This is a genomic window from Nitrospira sp., from assembly GCA_024998565.1.
Lineage (GTDB): Bacteria > Nitrospirota > Nitrospiria > Nitrospirales > Nitrospiraceae > Nitrospira_A.
On sequence record JACOEM010000001.1, the window covers coordinates 113,880 to 129,504 of the forward strand.

Consider the following 15,625-nt stretch of genomic DNA (forward strand, 5'->3'; position numbering starts at 1 on the left):
GGCTCGCGCCGGGTGCTGATAGTGAGAAACACCGAGCCTTACTCAGCGTTGCAAGACTTGGCTGTTGGTGTGGCCTCAGAATCCTGGGACTGCCCGGCGTTAGCCGGCCATTCCCCCGGCATCGGAACCTGTCCGAGCTCCGCGATCTTCGCCATCACCGTCCGACTGACATGTTGGTAAAACGCTTTTCCTTCCAACCGCGTTGCATCCGCGGAAAAATCCAGCGGCTCTCCATAGGCCACCGTCACGCGACGAAATCTCGGCCACTTGGCGCCGGGCGGCAGGACATCGAACGTGCCGCCGATATGCGCCGGCACAACCTGACAGCCCGTCTGCGACACGATCACCCCGATCCCCGGCTTGCCGGGCTTCAACGCACCGGTCATCGTCCGCCCCCCTTCAGGGAAAATGGCGACGGCCTTCCCCTCCTGAATCAACGAGACCGCCTTGCTGAACGCATCGCGGTCGAGACGGCCGATCCGCAAGGGAATCCACCCTAGGGCCTGGAGCAGGCCGTTGAGCAGCGGCATCGGAAATAAATCGTGCCGCCCCATGTACCAAACCCGGCGAGGGATCCCACACCCGAGCAACGGGATATCCAGATAACTGGCATGGTTCGAGGCAATCAGGAACCCGCCCTGCCGCGGCACAGTCCCAACGGTCCGATACCGGAAGCACAGCCACCCGATGGTGCGAGAGATGACCCACAACAGGCCATACAGTGCCGAGCTCACAATCTCGCCGTGATCACAGCCAGCATGTGCTCAACGACTGCCTCTGCCGGCATACTCGACGTATCGATCCGTTCAGCATCGGGCGCAGGAATCAGCGGCGCCACGATTCGAGAACGATCGCGATCATCCCGCCCGGTCATATCGCGTTTCGTCTGATCGAATTGAACCGAATGACCCGCCGCCACCAACTCACGATGCCGTCGCGTCGCCCGGACCTCCGCATCAGCCTCGAGGAAAAACTTCACATCGGCTTCCGGAAACACGCGGGTTCCGATGTCACGCCCCTCGGCCACAACGCACCCCTCGGCGCCGATCTGCCGTTGCACCGGCAGCAGCCATTCGCGGACGGCCGGAATCGCCGAGACCATGGACGCCAGTGCCGTCACCGCAGGCGTGCGCAATTCACCGGTGATGTCGCGACCATCCAGCAACACATGGGATTGCTCGGGACCACAGGCCATATGTAACGTCGTCTTGGGCAGCAGCGCCGTAATGGCAAGTGGTTCTTCCGGACTCAATCCCGCGTCACGCACCTTCCACGCAATAGCGCGATACAAGGCGCCTGTATCCAGATAGAGGTATCCAAGCCGCAACGCCAGGAGTCTGGCGACCGTGCTCTTGCCGACCCCCGCCGGACCATCAATGGCGATGATCAACCCGCGCTTCCCGCAGCTGGATGTGCCCGGTTCACCCACGTAATCCTCGCACTATAGACGTTTCACAGAATCAGTCAACAGTTCCAAGAGCTTACGATCGAAGTTCGGGAACGAAGTCTCGATACAATCTGTGTCCTGAATCTGCGTCGGCTGCGCAGCAGTCAGGGCACCGATCGCGACGGACATGGCCACGCGGTGGTCGCCGTGACTCGCGCAAGTCGCCCCTGTGAGCGTGCCGTTCGCACCCTTGCGCCCCAACCCCTGTATCACCATGCCATCCGGCCGTTCTTCGATCCGCGCGCCCATCGCCCGGAGTTCAGTCGCCATCGTCGCGATACGGTCGCTTTCTTTGACTCGCAGCTCCTCAGCTCCGGTGATCACCGTTTCGCCGTCGGCCACGGCCGCCGCGACACACAGAATCGGGAACTCATCGATGGTCTGCGGAATCTGTTCCGGCCCGATCTGTACGCCCCGCAACGGCATGGAACGTACGCGCAAGTCCGCGACCGGCTCTCCGGCCTCTTCACGCGGATTGAGCACCTCGATGTGTGCACCCATCTGGCGCAGAATGTCTACGAGCCCGGTCCGGGTTGGATTCATGCCGACCGACAGCACGGTCACATCGGAATCCGGCACAATTGAAGCACCGACGAGAAAAAATGCGGCTGCGGACAGATCGCCCGGCACCACCACGGTTTTCCCACTCCAGCGTGTGGAGGGGCGCCCTTCGATCCGAACCGTACACCCATCGCGGTGAAAAGGAATTCCGAAGTAGGCAAACATACGTTCGGTATGGTCGCGGGAGAGTCGCGGTTCTGAAATGGTCGTCAGGCCATCGGCATACAGCGAGGCAAAGAGCAGCGACGATTTAATCTGCGCGCTCGCGACCGGGGACACGTACGACATGCCCTTCAACCGGGTTCCGGTGATCGCCAAGGGCGCTAGCTCCCCGCCCTTTCGTCCGGCAATCGTCGCCCCCATGGCTCGCAAGGGTTTTACGACACGTCCCATGGGACGACGTCTGATCGATTCGTCTCCGGTCAGGACCGTGAAGAAATCCTGGCCCGCCAACAACCCCGCCATCAGACGAATGCCGGTTCCGGAATTGCCGCAATCGATCGGGCCGAACGGCTCCGTGAGACCCCACATGCCTTTGCCATGGACCGTCAACCGCTCCGGCGTCTCTTCGATGCGCACGCCCAGCGACTGGAACGCGCGCATGGTATTCAAACAATCTTCCCCACGACAATAGTCGGTGACCTGGCTCAGCCCCTCGGCGAGGGCCGTCAGGATAATCGCCCGATGGGTAACGGACTTGTCGCCCGGAACCGCAATCGTGCCCTTCAGCGAACGGCCCGGCGTAATAGTTAAGGATGCCATGGCAGCCTAGCTCTTCCCCGATGTGCGAGGGGTGAGTTGTTCCCGTTCATACTTGGCCTGATCCAGTTGCTTCTCGATCCCAGCGGCGTCACCGGCCGCAATCAACCGTTTGAGCTCGCCGAGATGCCGCTCGTACGTCTCGATCAACGACACCACATTGTCCCGGTTCCACAAAAAAATGTCTCGCCACATCTCCGGGGAACTGGCCGCGATTCGTGTGGTATCGCGCAAGCCGCCGCCGGAATGGCTGGCCAGATCGAGTTCCGGCAAACCATGGTCACGCACGTCGGCCAGCGCCGTCATCAATGCAAACGCGGCGACATGCGGCAGGTGACTGACGGCACCGAGAATCTTGTCGTGCAGAAAGGGATCCATATCCAACACAATCGAACCCGCGAGTTCCCAGAGAACACGAACCGTTTGAAGCGCCTCCGGATCGGTCTTGGCCGTCGGAGTCAGAATGCAACGCGCCCCCGAGAAAAGACTCTCTGATCCTGCGGCCACCCCGGTCTTTTCCTTGCCGGCAATGGGGTGCGCACCCACGAACCGCACCGACGGCGGCAGCAAGGCCTCCGCGCGGGTCACCAGCTCACCCTTGACGCTGCCCACGTCACTGACGATCGCGCCCGGTTGGAGACAATCGGCCCATTCACGCAAATGCCGTTCGTAGGTATCCACCGGTGTCGCGAGCAGCACAAAGTCAGCCCCTTCGACACCTTCACGCGGGTCCGACACATATCGGTCGATGGCGCCCACTTCGACGGCGGTCTTGAGGTTTTCGACGCGTCGCCCGATCCCGACGACGGAATCCGCCAGCTTCTGACGGCGCAGGATCATCCCCAGCGAGCCACCGATCAGCCCGACCCCGACAATGGCTACCTGTTTGAAATGTGGTTTCATCGTTCAGTGACTGCCGGACTTCCGGCAGCAAGGACACCGGCCCCGGCCTACAGACACACCGCTCACAACGTCCGGTCGACGGCGGCGGCGATCTTCCGCAGATCTCCCATCAATTCTTTGAATTTCGACGGCCGGATCGACTCCTCGCCATCGCAGAGCGCACATTCGGGATTGGAATGCACCTCGATTAACAGTCCGTCGGCACCGGCTGCGATTGCCGCTTTCGACATGGGCGCCACCAAATCCCACTTGCCCGTCGCATGACTGGGGTCCACGATAACCGGCAGATGTGACAGGCTCTTGAGCGTCGGAATGGCGGCCATATCCAACGTATTTCGATATTGGGTTTCAAACGTGCGGATACCGCGCTCGCACAACATGACATTCCGGTTGCCGCGAGACATGATGTATTCAGCGGAGAGGAGGAATTCCTTGATCGTGGCAGAGAGGCCGCGCTTCAACAACACCGGCTTATCGTAGGCCCCGACCTCCTTGAGCAACTCGAAGTTCTGCATGTTCCGGGCGCCGATCTGGATGATGTCGGCCTTCTCGAGAAACAGCTCGATGTCGCGGGTGTCCAGAATCTCGCTCACCACCGGCAGGCCGGTTTGTTTTTTGGCTTCGACCAAATAATCCAGGCCTTCACGTCCCAATCCCTGAAAGGAATAGGGCGAGGTGCGTGGTTTGTACGCGCCGCCGCGGAGGACGGTGGCGCCTGCCGATTTGACCTCGTGGGCGATACCGACGGTCAGTTCCAACCGCTCGACCGCGCAGGGACCGGCCATGATCGTGATTTTCTTATCGCCGATTTTGACGCCGTTCACGTCAATGATCGTGTTCTCTTTCTTGAACTCCCGGCTGACCAGCTTCCAGGGAGCCAAAATCGGCAGAACACTTTCGACCCCGGGCAATGCGGTCAACGGTTGATTGTGCAAAATACGATCGTCCCCGATCACCCCGATAATGGTCCGCTCCTGCCCGGCAGAAATATGCGACTTCAGTCCCAACTCGCGAAGCCGGTCGATAATGTGATCGACTTCCCGCTCCGACGCGTCAGGCTTCAAGACAATAATCATGATCTCGTCTCACTTTCCTTATCGAGCGGCGCGCGTCACGTCCGCCAGCGCGCTCAGGAACAGTTGGTTTTCTTCCGGAAGGCCGATGGTCACCCGCAGCATTCGCCCGTCGATGTGGCGGACAATGATGCCCTTCCGCAACAGCGCGTCGAATACGTCTCGACCGTCTCTCCCGACATCGAAATAGAGAAAATTCGTTTCACTGGGCAAGGCCTCGAAGCCCAAGGCCAACAAGCCGGCCCGGACCTTATCCATTTCCGCATGGTTGAGGGCCCGACTCGCGCCCACATGCGCTTCATCGTCCAACGCCGCCAACGCGGCGCGTTGCGCCATGCTGTTCGCATTGAAGGGCGGACGGATTCGATTCAGGTAGTTCGTAATCTCCGGAGTGGTAATCCCGTATCCGATCCTGAGCCCGGCCAAGCCGTAGATCTTGGAGAACGTCCGCAGCACGATGACATTGCGGCCCGCGTTGACATAGCTGAGCGATTCCGGGAATTCCGGATGCCGGACATATTCGTAATAGGCCTCGTCGAACACGACCACCACATGATCGGGCACGCGCGCCATCAACGCCGCCACCTCAGCCTTGGTCGCCATGGTACCGGTGGGATTATTCGGATTGCACACAAACAACAAGCGAGTCTTGTCGGTGATGGCTGCCGCCATGGCCGGCAAATCGTGGTGCCAATTCTTCTGCGGCACTTCCACCGCCACACCGTGCGCGGCCTGCACCTCCATCTTATAAATCACGAAGGTGTGCTCGGCCATCACGGCCTCATCGCCCGGGGACAAGAAGGTTCGCGCAAGCAGGCCGAGGATTTCGTCGGAGCCGTTTCCGAGAATGACCTGATCCGGCATGACGTTCCACCGTTCGGCCAAGGCGCCGCGCAAACGGAACGCCCCGCCGTCCGGGTACCGATGGAGAGTCGGAGCGGTTTCACCCAAGACGGCGAGCGCTTTGGGCGACGGGCCGATCGGGTTTTCATTGGATGCCAATTTGATGGCGCGCGGGAGCCCTAACTCTCGCTGCAGCTCTTCGATAGGCTTTCCAGGAACGTACGGGACAAGGGAGGCGATATCGGGATGCACCTTCAATGGCATGGCGTGACTCGGACCTCTAGGAATAGGCGGGATACGACCCGAGAATCTTCATAAAGAGACAGCGGCTCTTCACTTCTTCGGCCGCCTTCTTGACCCGTTCTTCATCGATGTGCCCCTCGATATCGACAAAGAAAATGTATTCCCAGGCCTTCCGGCGGGAGGGACGCGATTCGATCTTGGTCATGTTGAGCCCATGGGAGGCAAACGGACGCAGCAAGTCATACAGCGCGCCGACTTTATCTTTGACCGACAACATCAGAGAGGTTTTGTCGCGTCCAGTCCGTTCCGGAGCCTTCTGCGAGAGTACCAGGAATCGCGTGAAGTTGTTGATGTTGTCCTCGATCCGAGCGGTGATGACCTTCAGTCCGTACAGCTGGGACGCCAGTTCGGACGCGATGGCTGCGGCCGATGGATCGTCGACAGACAGTTCGGCCGCCCGGGCCGTGCTGGCCACTTCGGACACGGGTACGTGCGGCAGATTCGTTTCCAACCAATTGCGGCATTGGGCAATGGCATGCGGGTGCGAATAGATCCGCTTAATATCGCCCGCGACTCCGCTCTTGGACATCAGGTGATGGGCCACTTCCTGCAACACTTCTCCGTAAATGAGCAGGCTGGAGTCGACGAACATATCCAGGGTGTGATTGACTACGCCTTCGGTGGTGTTTTCGATGGGCACGACACCGAAATGGGCTCGCCCACGCTCGACTTCGCTGAACACATCTTTGATGCTGTTGACGGGAATGTATTGGGCGGACGACCCGAACTTCTGCATACAGGCCATGTGGGTAAAGGTCGCTCGCGGACCGAGATAGGCGACCTTCTGAGGCCCCTCAAGGGACAACGAGGCCGACATGATCTCTCGATACACCGCCCGGATGGCATCGGTGGGAAAGGGACCGGTATTTTGCTTGCTGAGACGCTCAAAAATCGCCGCCTCCCGGGCCGGCGTGTGCAGATGCGCCTCCGCATCTCTCTGTTTCTTGAGTTTTCCGATTTCAATCACGGACTTCGAGCGCTCGTTCAAGAGGCGCAAAATCTGATCGTCGATCCGATCGATTTCCTGGCGATGTCCTTGTAGGTCATCAGACATGACGGGGGGACTCCCTCCTCGCGAAACCTGCCTTTAGAGAGACGAGGCCGCGAAACGATTCCAAGCTAACGGGCTGAACTTGGACAAGTGAGTATCCTACAGGAGCCGGCGAGGGCATTGCAAGGATAGGTGTGGGGATTCAAGGAGTTGTGACGGATGTGTCGTCACCGGAAAGCGACAGAAGGTCTTTTTGTTTTTTGAAATGGTCGAAGGCCAGCCTAGTCGCCTGCCGGCCACGGCCGGTGCGCTCCAAAAACCCCGCCTGGATCAGATACGGCTCATAGACGTCCTCCAGCGTGCCCTTGTCCTCTTGCACCGCCGCTGCCAGTGAATCCACCCCGACCGGTCCGCCATTGAACTTCTCAATGACGGTCAGGAGGATGCGCCGATCCATCTCATCCAATCCGGCGGCGTCAACCGCCAACCAGACCAACGCATCCTTCGCCACCTGCTTAGTGATACGTCCACCGGCCTTGATCTCGGCATAGTCCCTGATGCGCTTAATCAGCCGATTCACGATGCGCGGCGTGCCGCGTGCCCGGCGAGCAATTTCCGCAGCACCTGCCTCGTCGATCGGAATATTCAGCAGCCCTGCCGACCGTGTAACGATCGACGTAAGTTCCTGTGACGAATAAAACTCCAGCCTGTGGACCAAGCCGAACCGGTCTCGCAACGGCGACGTCAATGCCCCGGCCCTGGTCGTGGCGCCCACCAGCGTAAACCGCGGCAATTCCAGCTTCACTGTCCTCGTTGAGGCCCCTTGGCCGACCACCAGATCCAGTTGGTAATCCTCCATGGCCGGATACAGGGCCTCCTCGACGGAAGCCGGGAGGCGGTGGATTTCGTCGATGAACAACACATCCCGTTCCTGCAAATTCGTCAAAATCGCCGCCAGATCCCCGGCATGGCTCAGGACTAAGCCTGAGGTCGAGCGAATCGCCGATCCCATCTCCCGCGCAATGATATGCGCAATCGTGGTCTTTCCGAGCCCCGGCGGCCCGTAAAAAATGGCATGATCCAGCGCCTCACCACGGCGTTTCGCCGCCTCGATACAAATCTCCAGGGATTCCTTCATCCGTGACTGGCCGACATACTCCTGCAAGCTGTGTGGGCGCAGCGCGGCTTCAAGGCCACGTTCGTCGTCGGTCAATTGATTGCTTACCGTGCGGTCAGACATGGGACGATCCTGTTCGACGATGCGTCGGCATTATCTGGCCTCGGGTGAGGGCCTGAATTTCGGCGGCGGCGACACGGCCCCTTGACCTGGCGCAGCCGTACTGCCGCAATCAGGCGGGCACCTGACTCCACCCTGACCGGGATCGGGCATGGTTGATCCCATGTTCTGTAACTGGCATTGCGACACCAGCCCACCATCTCCAGAGCCGCAACGCGAAGGGACGTTCGAGCGCCCCACGTCCACATATCCTTCGGGACAGGTCCCGCAGACGGAGAGCATGTTGCCCCCGAGCGGCACGCACTGCACGAGGGTGGGCTCGCCGTCTTTGCACAGCTCCGGGGCATGGGTCACACCGGTTGTGGCATAGCCATCCGGGCACGCTCCACAAGTCTTGCGGATGCTCTTCGGCTCCTCCAGCCCATCCGCCGCGCCGACTAACCCGGCTGATCCCGAGAATATCAACAAGGCCAACAGAACCGCCCCTACCGCCCCAATCCGACGACTCTTCCACCGCCCGTGCAAAGATTTCATCACGCGTCACCCCTTGGCCAGGTCTTTGAGTGCCTCACGAATCACGCCTTCCAGTCCCTGCGCCATGGCGCCGGACTTCTCAATCCTTCTCAACGCGTCTTTCACATCCGGCTGGCGATACCCCAGATTCACAAGGGCCGACAGGGCATCCTCGTAGAGCGGATTCGCAGGCTGCCCGCTCCCCGACGCGGCCTGTTCGCCCGCTGGATGCAACCGCGCGACCTTGTCCTTCAATTCCAGCGCAATCCTGGCTGCAGACTTTTTGCCGATGCCCGACACCGTACCGAGCTTCTCAATATCGCCGGCCTGGATGGCGGAAAAGAGATCGCGAACCGAGAGGGTGGACAGGACGCTCAGTCCCAATTTTGGTCCTATGCCGGAGATCCCCGTCAGCAACAGAAAGGCTTCCTTCTCCGCGGCGGTCAGGAACCCGTAAAGCTGAATCGCATCTTCACGCACATGGGTATGGATGCTGAGCGTCACCTGCTCATGCTGATTGGGGAGAGAATAGTAGGTGCTGAGGGGAATTAATACTTCGTAGCCGACGCCATGCACATCGAGCGTGACTTGCGAAGGCGCCTTAAAGGCCATGAGGCCCGTCAGTAAGGCGATCATGTGAGCAACAGGGGAGTGTGATGCGAAGGGCCTGATAGGCTGGCTGCGTGCGCTTCGATGCGCGGCGCCACTCCTTTAGAATCAGGCGGTAGCGGCAGCCACCTTCTCCATGACCTCGTCGGAGATGTCAAAGTTTGCATGAACTTTCTGCACATCGTCGTGCTCATCCAGAATTTCCATGAGCTTTAACATCTGCTCAGCAGCCTTCTCCTCCAGCGCGATCGTATTCTGCGGGATGAAGTTCAATTCGGCAAGCGTGCACTCGATTTTGGCATCGCTGAGCGCTTTTTTGACCGCTTCGAAATCGTGGGTATCGGTATAGATTTCAAAGGCCTTGTCGGTCACTTTCACGTCTTCGGCGCCGGCTTCCAGGGCGAGGCTCAGCAGCGCATCCTCTTCTACCTTGCCCTTCTCGACGACCAACACCCCTTTTTTATGGAACTGCCAGGCCACCGCGCCCGCCTCCGCCATATTGCCGCCGTTCTTCGTCAGCAAACTGCGGATTTCCGCCACGGTCCGGTTGCGATTATCGGATGTGATCTCCATGAGCACCGCCGTACCACCGGGGCCATAGCCCTCGAGCGTAAACTCTTCGTACGTCACGCCGGGCAATTCACCTGTCCCGCGCTGGATGGCCTTCTTCATCGTATCGCCGGGCATGTTGGCTTCTTTGGCCTTCGCAATCGCCAACCGCAAACGTGGATTGCCATCGGGGTCCCCGCCTGAGCGGGCCGCAATCGTCAACTCACGAATAATACGGGTAAAAACCTTCCCCCGTTTCGCGTCGACCGCTGATTTATGCCGCTTGATTGTTGCCCAATGACTGTGGCCACCCATGGCGACTCCTCATGGCCTGAACCGACCGTCCAACCGGTCAAATTCAGCGCTCGTTCAAAAGCTGATTAAAAATGTAGAGCTAACACAGTCCCGACAGGAGTGTCAACGCGAGGCCGGCCCCCTTTGCGGGCCGGTGAACAATCTTACTCTGAATAAATGAGGAGCTGAAGACCAATGACGACGACGAGGGTCGCCCAGAGCAACTCCCAATACGAACGCTCGGCAATGAAGGTCCGCGTTCGCCAGCCAGAGACCAACTTGGAAGATCCCGCGGTGATGGCCATCATGCCCATGATCACGTGATGAAGCGCAATTTTGCCGGCGGCAGGATGGTCTCCGTGCGAGTGGCTGAATAACATCAGTCCGCCGACGATCGCAAAGAGTGGAAGGGGCACAGTCCACACCGCATGGGCAAACCATCCGGTCCGCCGCAGGAATTCAACGACACCGACGGCGCAAGCCAGCACTCCATAGATCTTGTGCTGGAGCACTTCTTCATCGCTGCCGAAGAACGTCTGGGCGAACGTCATCGACCCGATCGGCCATGAGTCATGATCGCTCCAGATGAGCAGAAACACTCCCCCCACTGTTAGGGCGCCGGGGAGTAAAAACTTTGTCCAAACCAATGCCGGCCATCCCAGGGCCTGACGGACTTCACTCATCCCGATCAGCAACAGAAAGATACCCGCCATGTGATGATTGAATTCGGAATAGGCAATGCCCTTTCGAGAGCCCTCCCACAACTCTCCCGAGACAGGCGCATGATGATGTCCCTGCTCCTGAACCGTCGCGCCATGTCCGTGACCGGCAGTCTCCGCCATCACAAACGACACGCTCCACAGCAGGACAGCCAGACACAACATCCCTAGAAGCGGGAAGCATGGACTTAGAAATCTCAGACAATGAATCGGTCGAGAGGGAAACACCGGCAGGAATCGAAAGGCCCATCCGGATTGCCGGATGGGCCGTGCACTCGTCTCATGCATGCATTCGTCGGCTACATGAACTTCATGAACTTCTCTTTGGCTTCATCCATCACTTGCGCCGTGATTTCGACCAGGCCGCGCTCCTTGGCGATCCGCTCAATTTCACGGCGGGCCATCGGGCGAATGAAGTCAGGAATGTTGTCCATACGCTGTTCGGCATCCTTCGTCCATGCGATCCCGTTGGGCGAATCATTCTTGGAATCATCCATGACCTGCAGCGTAATATTCTTATAGCCATGCTTCCGCGCATAGGCCTCCACACTGCTCTGAACCATCGGCTTCACAAAAGACGGCAAGCGCTCCAACTTCTCCTTGGCGTCTGCAGTCCATGTGAATTCGCTCGTTCCGTTTCCATTCTGCGGCTTGCCGCCTGAAGTTAATCCCATCTCCGCAACCATAGCCGAGAAGGGGCAACCGCCGGACGTCTTCTCTCCACCGGCATCCGGCGCGCTGAGCTTCGCAGAAGCCGCGACCGGTTGCCCGCCCTGAATCTTCTCGTTGAGATAGGCGGCCATCTGCCCTGCGCCGGCCTGTGCTTCCTCTTTCAGCGTCCCGCGAGTCATCTCGAACGGTTCTGCCGTCTCCGTGCGGCCTCCGAGCTTTACACCGAGCGAGGCAACCATTTGGGTCTCTCCCGGATTCGTCACCATGGAAAACTTCGCCTCGCAGGATGGACAGCCGAAGAACACGCCGAGTGAGCCCTCACCGGGTTTTTCGACCTTCTGAAACGTCATGTAGGTCTCGCAGTTCAGGCAAACGAACTTCATAGGATCCCCCCTCCGGGTCGGTGCGCTTACAGCTTTTCCGCCAGGACTTTTTTGTAATCCAGTAACGCTTGAATCCGTCCGACGATATCTTGATATTTCTGGATCGTCGGATATTCAGGATCGAGGAGCGGCTGCCCCTTATCGAATGTTTTGGCAAACTTACGATCGAACGGGACACGGCCGAGTAAGGGCAAATCCAGCACCTCGCACATCGCCTCCGTGTTCCCCTCGAATAACTCATTTTCCGCACCGCAGGATGGACACCGGTATTCGCTCATGTTTTCAACAATGCCCAATACCCGGATACCCATATCACGCGCATAGGTGACGGACTTCTGCACCACGTCGGACGCGACTTCCGACGGTGTCGTCACCACGATCGCACCGGCCAGGTCGGGAATGAATCCCGCAATGACCGGCGGTTTATCGGCAGCGGCGCCCGGCGGGAGATCGGCGAGGAGATAATCCAACTCTCCCCAGACCACATCAGCCAGGAATTCGCGGATCACGTTCATTTCCATGAGGCCGAGCCAGACCGGGCTCAGATCCATCGGGCCCTTCCACCGCACCGGCGAGGCATCATCGAGAAAAAAATCCATCGAGGCCACTTTGATGCCCAGGGGACCGACCGGAGGCTGCGCCCCTTCCGGAGTCATTCGTAACGACTGACCATGTAGCCCCATCATTCGTGGGACACAGGGCCCGTTCAAATCGACATCGAGCAACCCGACCTTCGCACCCTGTCGCGCAAAGGCCAGCGCCAGGTTGACGGTCGTCATACTCTTGCCGACTCCGCCCTTGCCGCTCATCACCACCAGCTTCTGCTTGATGCCGGCCATTCGCGCCTGCACCTGCTTCATCTGAGCAGTGATCTGCTGCACCACTTTTGCGTCGTCGGAATACTGGAGCTTCGTGAGGATCGACTTGAGATCCTTGCCGGCCGCCATGGTCATGAAAAACCCTCGAATTTGTTGATGAAGAACGCTACCACAGGGGTTTCAATAGAGTCAAACGGGCTCGCACCCCTCCGCTAGATGGAATACTGGATCGTCGATCTGGTCCCGGGGGGCTCAATGAGGACGCCCCGCTGCTTCAATTCCTCAAGGATCTGACGTGCCGCTGCGTCGAAGTCCTGCGGGCCGGCAAAGTGCAAGTCCGTATTCGGAGGCGGCTCTTCCCCCGCCCGGCTCATGTGTACCGCAAGAACCGGGGCCGGCTGAACCAACGTCCGTATCATCTCCGCCATCCGCTGATAGTTAATACCAAAGGTTTTGCTCGTGGAGACGACGATGAGCCCCGTATCAATCAGCAGCCTGGCGACCTCCCCGTACCGACGCACACGCTCGGCGGCGAAGGACGGATCGGCCGCAGACAGATCCGCGTCCAATCCCTGCAGCAGATTCTCGCCTTCCAGCAGGTACGCGTGGCGGCTATCGGCAACCAGCAAAGCTTCCACCCTTCGCGCAAGAAACGTCTTGCCCGTCTGGGCTGAGCCGGTGAACAACACAATGGCGGCCCGATGGCCGTATTGTCTGGCCCGATCCTCGGCCCGGACATCGCCCGTAAGCCACGCATATTCCCGCTGTCTCGCCTCCTCGCGCAGCCCTTCCTGCTCGTCATGCACCAACTCGGTAATGATCCCGCCCCCGGCAATGTCGTACTCATCGACCAGCACGAACCGGCCTGTGGCTTCGAATGAGGACGAGAGATCAAACGCGAGCGGCGATTTCACCCGCAGAGTCAATTCGGCGACCTGATTCTTCGCCACCGCCTGACTTTCCTGCAGCTGCGCGAGATCGGCGGTGTCGATAATCCGATGAATGGCGGCGACTTCGCAGGCGACTTCACGCGTGGCGAGCCGCAAGACATACTTCCGCCCCTTCTCCAGCGGCCTCCTGCCCATCCAAAACAGATTCACGCGAATCGCCGTCGAAACGAGCGGAATGGAGTCCCGGTGCGATGCGATTTCACCACGCTCCACGAAAATCTGTTCATCGAGCGTGATGCCGACCGATTGACCGGCCTGTGCCTCGCTCCGCGGCGGATCGACGTTAAACCCTTCGATCGATTGAACGACCGCGGTCTTGTTGGACGGCGAAAACACCAGTTGGTCACCGACTTTCAAGCGTCCTGCCGTAATGCGGCCGGCCAGAATCCGCCGCGCATCGAACTTATAGACGTCCTGCAGTGGGAATCGGAGCGGCTGCTCCGAGCGAACCTGCTCCTTCTTGAAGAGAGCCAGCGTCTCCAGCACCGTAGGCCCCTGATACCAGTGCATGTGGCTGCTGCGCGTCGCGATGTTGTCACCCATCTTCGCGCTGACCGGAATCATCTGTTGAGGAACCGCCCGGAACTGACCCAGAAATTCCCGATATTCCTTTTCGATCCCGTCGAACACATCCTGACGATACCCGACCAGGTCCATTTTATTGACCACCACCGCAAACTGCGTCACGCCCAACAGCGACAGGAGGTAGCCATGCTTCTTGGATTGTTCACGCACGCCTTCCAACGCATCGATGAGCAACAGCGCGGCTTCCGCCCGGGCCGCGCCCGAGATCATGTTCTTCAAAAACTCTTTATGTCCCGGCGCGTCGATAATGATGTATTGCCGCCCGTTCCAGATAAAGAAGGTGCGTGCCGTATCGATCGTGATGCCTTGCTCCTGCTCTTCAAGAAACGCGTCGAACAGGAACGCATACTCAAATTCCTTGCCCTGCTGGCGGCAGATCGCCTGCACCTTTTCCACTTTGCCTTCAGGCAACGAGCCCGTATCGGCATAGAGTCGCCCCACCAGCGTAGATTTCCCGTGATCCACATGGCCCACGATGACGATGTTAAGACTCTCTTGCGGCTTGCTCTGGTCGTGCTGTGTCATATGATTCACTCGTTCAATGGAACCCTGGTTCATGATCGTGATCGCTCGAAGGCTCGCCTGCTATCCGGCATAGGCCGACTCACATGTACCCCTTCTTCCGGAGCATCTCCATGCCTCGCCCCGCGTCCTGCGCACGTCCGGCCCGCTCCGCCACATTGGTCCCGCGCAGTTCCGCGATGATCTCATCCACCGTCTTTGCCGTGGATTTGATCGGCATGGTGCAGGGCGCGCAGCCCAAACTTCGATACCGTGTGCCATCCCCCCTGTCCAGGTAGAGATCCATGAAGGGGATGTTCTCGTGCTTGATGTATTCCCAGATGTTGATCTCGGTCCAATCGAGGAGCGGATGAATCCGGATATGCGTGCCAGGCGGAAAGGTGGTCTTGAACTGATCCCACAGTTCCGGCGGCTGGTCGCGAAAATCCCAATCCCCGTGTTTGTCTCGCGGGGAAAAATATCGCTCCTTCGCCCTAGTGCTGTCCTCATCTGCCCGAACACCCAGAATGATGCCGGTATACCCCTTTTCTTCGACCAGATTCTTCATGGCCGTCGTTTTTAAGGCGGTACAACAGACATCACGCCCCAGCGTATGGTTCATCCCGGCGGCCAGGGCCTCTTTGTTCTGGCCCACTACCAGATTGAGTCGCCACTCACGGGCAATCCGGTCGCGATATTCGATCATCGCCGGAATCTTGTAACTCGTATCCACATGAAGCAGGGGAAACGGCACATGCCCGAAAAAGGCCTTGCGGGCCAGCCACAGGAGCACGGTCGAATCCTTCCCCATCGACCAGAGCATGGCGAGGTGATTGAAATGCTTGTAGGCTTCCCGAAGGATATAGACGCTTTGATCTTCGAGTTGACGCAAATGTTTCATGGTTCACACTCTTC

15 protein-coding genes are annotated in these 15,625 nt (G+C 59.1%); all 15 read right to left on the reverse strand.

Annotation, left to right across the window (positions count from 1 at the left end; translation table 11 throughout):
- Positions 1 to 38: 38 nt before the first annotated feature.
- The gene (locus H8K11_00585) at positions 39 to 734 is read right to left on the reverse strand and encodes a 1-acyl-sn-glycerol-3-phosphate acyltransferase (protein ID MCS6262228.1); all 696 of its coding nucleotides are present in this window, start codon (positions 732 to 734) and stop codon (positions 39 to 41) included.
- Positions 731 to 1,390 (reverse strand): (d)CMP kinase, encoded by a 660-nt coding sequence (locus H8K11_00590; protein ID MCS6262229.1) that lies wholly within the window; start codon positions 1,388 to 1,390, stop codon positions 731 to 733. Before H8K11_00590 ends, H8K11_00585 begins: the two co-directional genes overlap by 4 nt.
- Positions 1,391 to 1,441: 51 nt before the next feature.
- On the reverse strand, positions 1,442 to 2,770 hold the full coding sequence (aroA, locus tag H8K11_00595) for a 3-phosphoshikimate 1-carboxyvinyltransferase (GenBank protein MCS6262230.1): 1,329 nt from the start codon (positions 2,768 to 2,770) through the stop codon (positions 1,442 to 1,444).
- A gap of 6 nt (positions 2,771 to 2,776) precedes the next feature.
- Positions 2,777 to 3,670 (reverse strand): prephenate dehydrogenase/arogenate dehydrogenase family protein, encoded by an 894-nt coding sequence (locus H8K11_00600; protein ID MCS6262231.1) that lies wholly within the window; start codon positions 3,668 to 3,670, stop codon positions 2,777 to 2,779.
- 62 nt (positions 3,671 to 3,732) lie between these two features.
- On the reverse strand, positions 3,733 to 4,746 hold the full coding sequence (gene aroF / locus H8K11_00605) for a 3-deoxy-7-phosphoheptulonate synthase (protein MCS6262232.1): 1,014 nt from the start codon (positions 4,744 to 4,746) through the stop codon (positions 3,733 to 3,735).
- 18 nt (positions 4,747 to 4,764) lie between these two features.
- Positions 4,765 to 5,850, reverse strand: coding sequence for a histidinol-phosphate transaminase (locus H8K11_00610; protein ID MCS6262233.1), 1,086 nt, complete (start codon positions 5,848 to 5,850; stop codon positions 4,765 to 4,767).
- Between the two features lie 16 nt (positions 5,851 to 5,866).
- The gene (gene pheA, locus H8K11_00615) at positions 5,867 to 6,943 is read right to left on the reverse strand and encodes a prephenate dehydratase (GenBank protein MCS6262234.1); all 1,077 of its coding nucleotides are present in this window, start codon (positions 6,941 to 6,943) and stop codon (positions 5,867 to 5,869) included.
- A gap of 139 nt (positions 6,944 to 7,082) precedes the next feature.
- A complete protein-coding gene (gene ruvB / locus H8K11_00620) occupies positions 7,083 to 8,120 on the reverse strand; it encodes a Holliday junction branch migration DNA helicase RuvB (GenBank protein ID MCS6262235.1) in 1,038 nt (345 codons plus the stop codon).
- 537 nt (positions 8,121 to 8,657) lie between these two features.
- Positions 8,658 to 9,266 carry a Holliday junction branch migration protein RuvA gene (ruvA, locus tag H8K11_00625; protein ID MCS6262236.1) on the reverse strand — a complete coding sequence of 203 codons (609 nt, stop codon included), beginning with the start codon at positions 9,264 to 9,266 and terminating at the stop codon, positions 8,658 to 8,660.
- Between the two features lie 81 nt (positions 9,267 to 9,347).
- Positions 9,348 to 10,103, reverse strand: coding sequence for a YebC/PmpR family DNA-binding transcriptional regulator (locus H8K11_00630; GenBank protein MCS6262237.1), 756 nt, complete (start codon positions 10,101 to 10,103; stop codon positions 9,348 to 9,350).
- Between the two features lie 143 nt (positions 10,104 to 10,246).
- The gene (locus H8K11_00635; GenBank protein MCS6262238.1) at positions 10,247 to 10,924 is read right to left on the reverse strand and encodes a hypothetical protein; all 678 of its coding nucleotides are present in this window, start codon (positions 10,922 to 10,924) and stop codon (positions 10,247 to 10,249) included.
- Positions 10,925 to 11,100: 176 nt separating this feature from the next.
- The gene (locus H8K11_00640) at positions 11,101 to 11,856 is read right to left on the reverse strand and encodes a PCP reductase family protein (protein MCS6262239.1); all 756 of its coding nucleotides are present in this window, start codon (positions 11,854 to 11,856) and stop codon (positions 11,101 to 11,103) included.
- A gap of 26 nt (positions 11,857 to 11,882) precedes the next feature.
- On the reverse strand, positions 11,883 to 12,809 hold the full coding sequence (locus H8K11_00645; protein MCS6262240.1) for an Mrp/NBP35 family ATP-binding protein: 927 nt from the start codon (positions 12,807 to 12,809) through the stop codon (positions 11,883 to 11,885).
- 77 nt (positions 12,810 to 12,886) lie between these two features.
- Positions 12,887 to 14,767, reverse strand: a complete 1,881-nt coding sequence (locus tag H8K11_00650) for a GTP-binding protein (GenBank protein MCS6262241.1) — start codon at positions 14,765 to 14,767, stop codon at positions 12,887 to 12,889.
- A gap of 46 nt (positions 14,768 to 14,813) precedes the next feature.
- Positions 14,814 to 15,611 (reverse strand): sulfate adenylyltransferase subunit 2, encoded by a 798-nt coding sequence (locus H8K11_00655; GenBank protein MCS6262242.1) that lies wholly within the window; start codon positions 15,609 to 15,611, stop codon positions 14,814 to 14,816.
- Positions 15,612 to 15,625: the final 14 nt, after the last annotated feature.

Excerpts from the sequence above, each read along its gene's own strand:
- H8K11_00630 (MCS6262237.1), bottom strand. The coding sequence starts at position 10,103 with ATGGGTGGCCACAGTCATTGGGCAACAATCAAGCGGCATAAATCAGCG.
- aroA (MCS6262230.1), bottom strand. The coding sequence starts at position 2,770 with ATGGCATCCTTAACTATTACGCCGGGCCGTTCGCTGAAGGGCACGATT.
- H8K11_00610 (MCS6262233.1), bottom strand. The coding sequence starts at position 5,850 with ATGCCATTGAAGGTGCATCCCGATATCGCCTCCCTTGTCCCGTACGTT.
- H8K11_00600 (MCS6262231.1), bottom strand. The coding sequence starts at position 3,670 with ATGAAACCACATTTCAAACAGGTAGCCATTGTCGGGGTCGGGCTGATC.
- ruvA (MCS6262236.1), bottom strand. The coding sequence starts at position 9,266 with ATGATCGCCTTACTGACGGGCCTCATGGCCTTTAAGGCGCCTTCGCAA.
- H8K11_00635 (MCS6262238.1), bottom strand. The coding sequence starts at position 10,924 with ATGGCGGAGACTGCCGGTCACGGACATGGCGCGACGGTTCAGGAGCAG.
- ruvB (MCS6262235.1), bottom strand. The coding sequence starts at position 8,120 with ATGTCTGACCGCACGGTAAGCAATCAATTGACCGACGACGAACGTGGC.
- H8K11_00650 (MCS6262241.1), bottom strand. The coding sequence starts at position 14,767 with ATGAACCAGGGTTCCATTGAACGAGTGAATCATATGACACAGCACGAC.
- aroF (MCS6262232.1), bottom strand. The coding sequence starts at position 4,746 with ATGATTATTGTCTTGAAGCCTGACGCGTCGGAGCGGGAAGTCGATCAC.
- pheA (MCS6262234.1), bottom strand. The coding sequence starts at position 6,943 with ATGTCTGATGACCTACAAGGACATCGCCAGGAAATCGATCGGATCGAC.
- H8K11_00655 (MCS6262242.1), bottom strand. The coding sequence starts at position 15,611 with ATGAAACATTTGCGTCAACTCGAAGATCAAAGCGTCTATATCCTTCGG.
- H8K11_00640 (MCS6262239.1), bottom strand. The coding sequence starts at position 11,856 with ATGAAGTTCGTTTGCCTGAACTGCGAGACCTACATGACGTTTCAGAAG.
- H8K11_00645 (MCS6262240.1), bottom strand. The coding sequence starts at position 12,809 with ATGACCATGGCGGCCGGCAAGGATCTCAAGTCGATCCTCACGAAGCTC.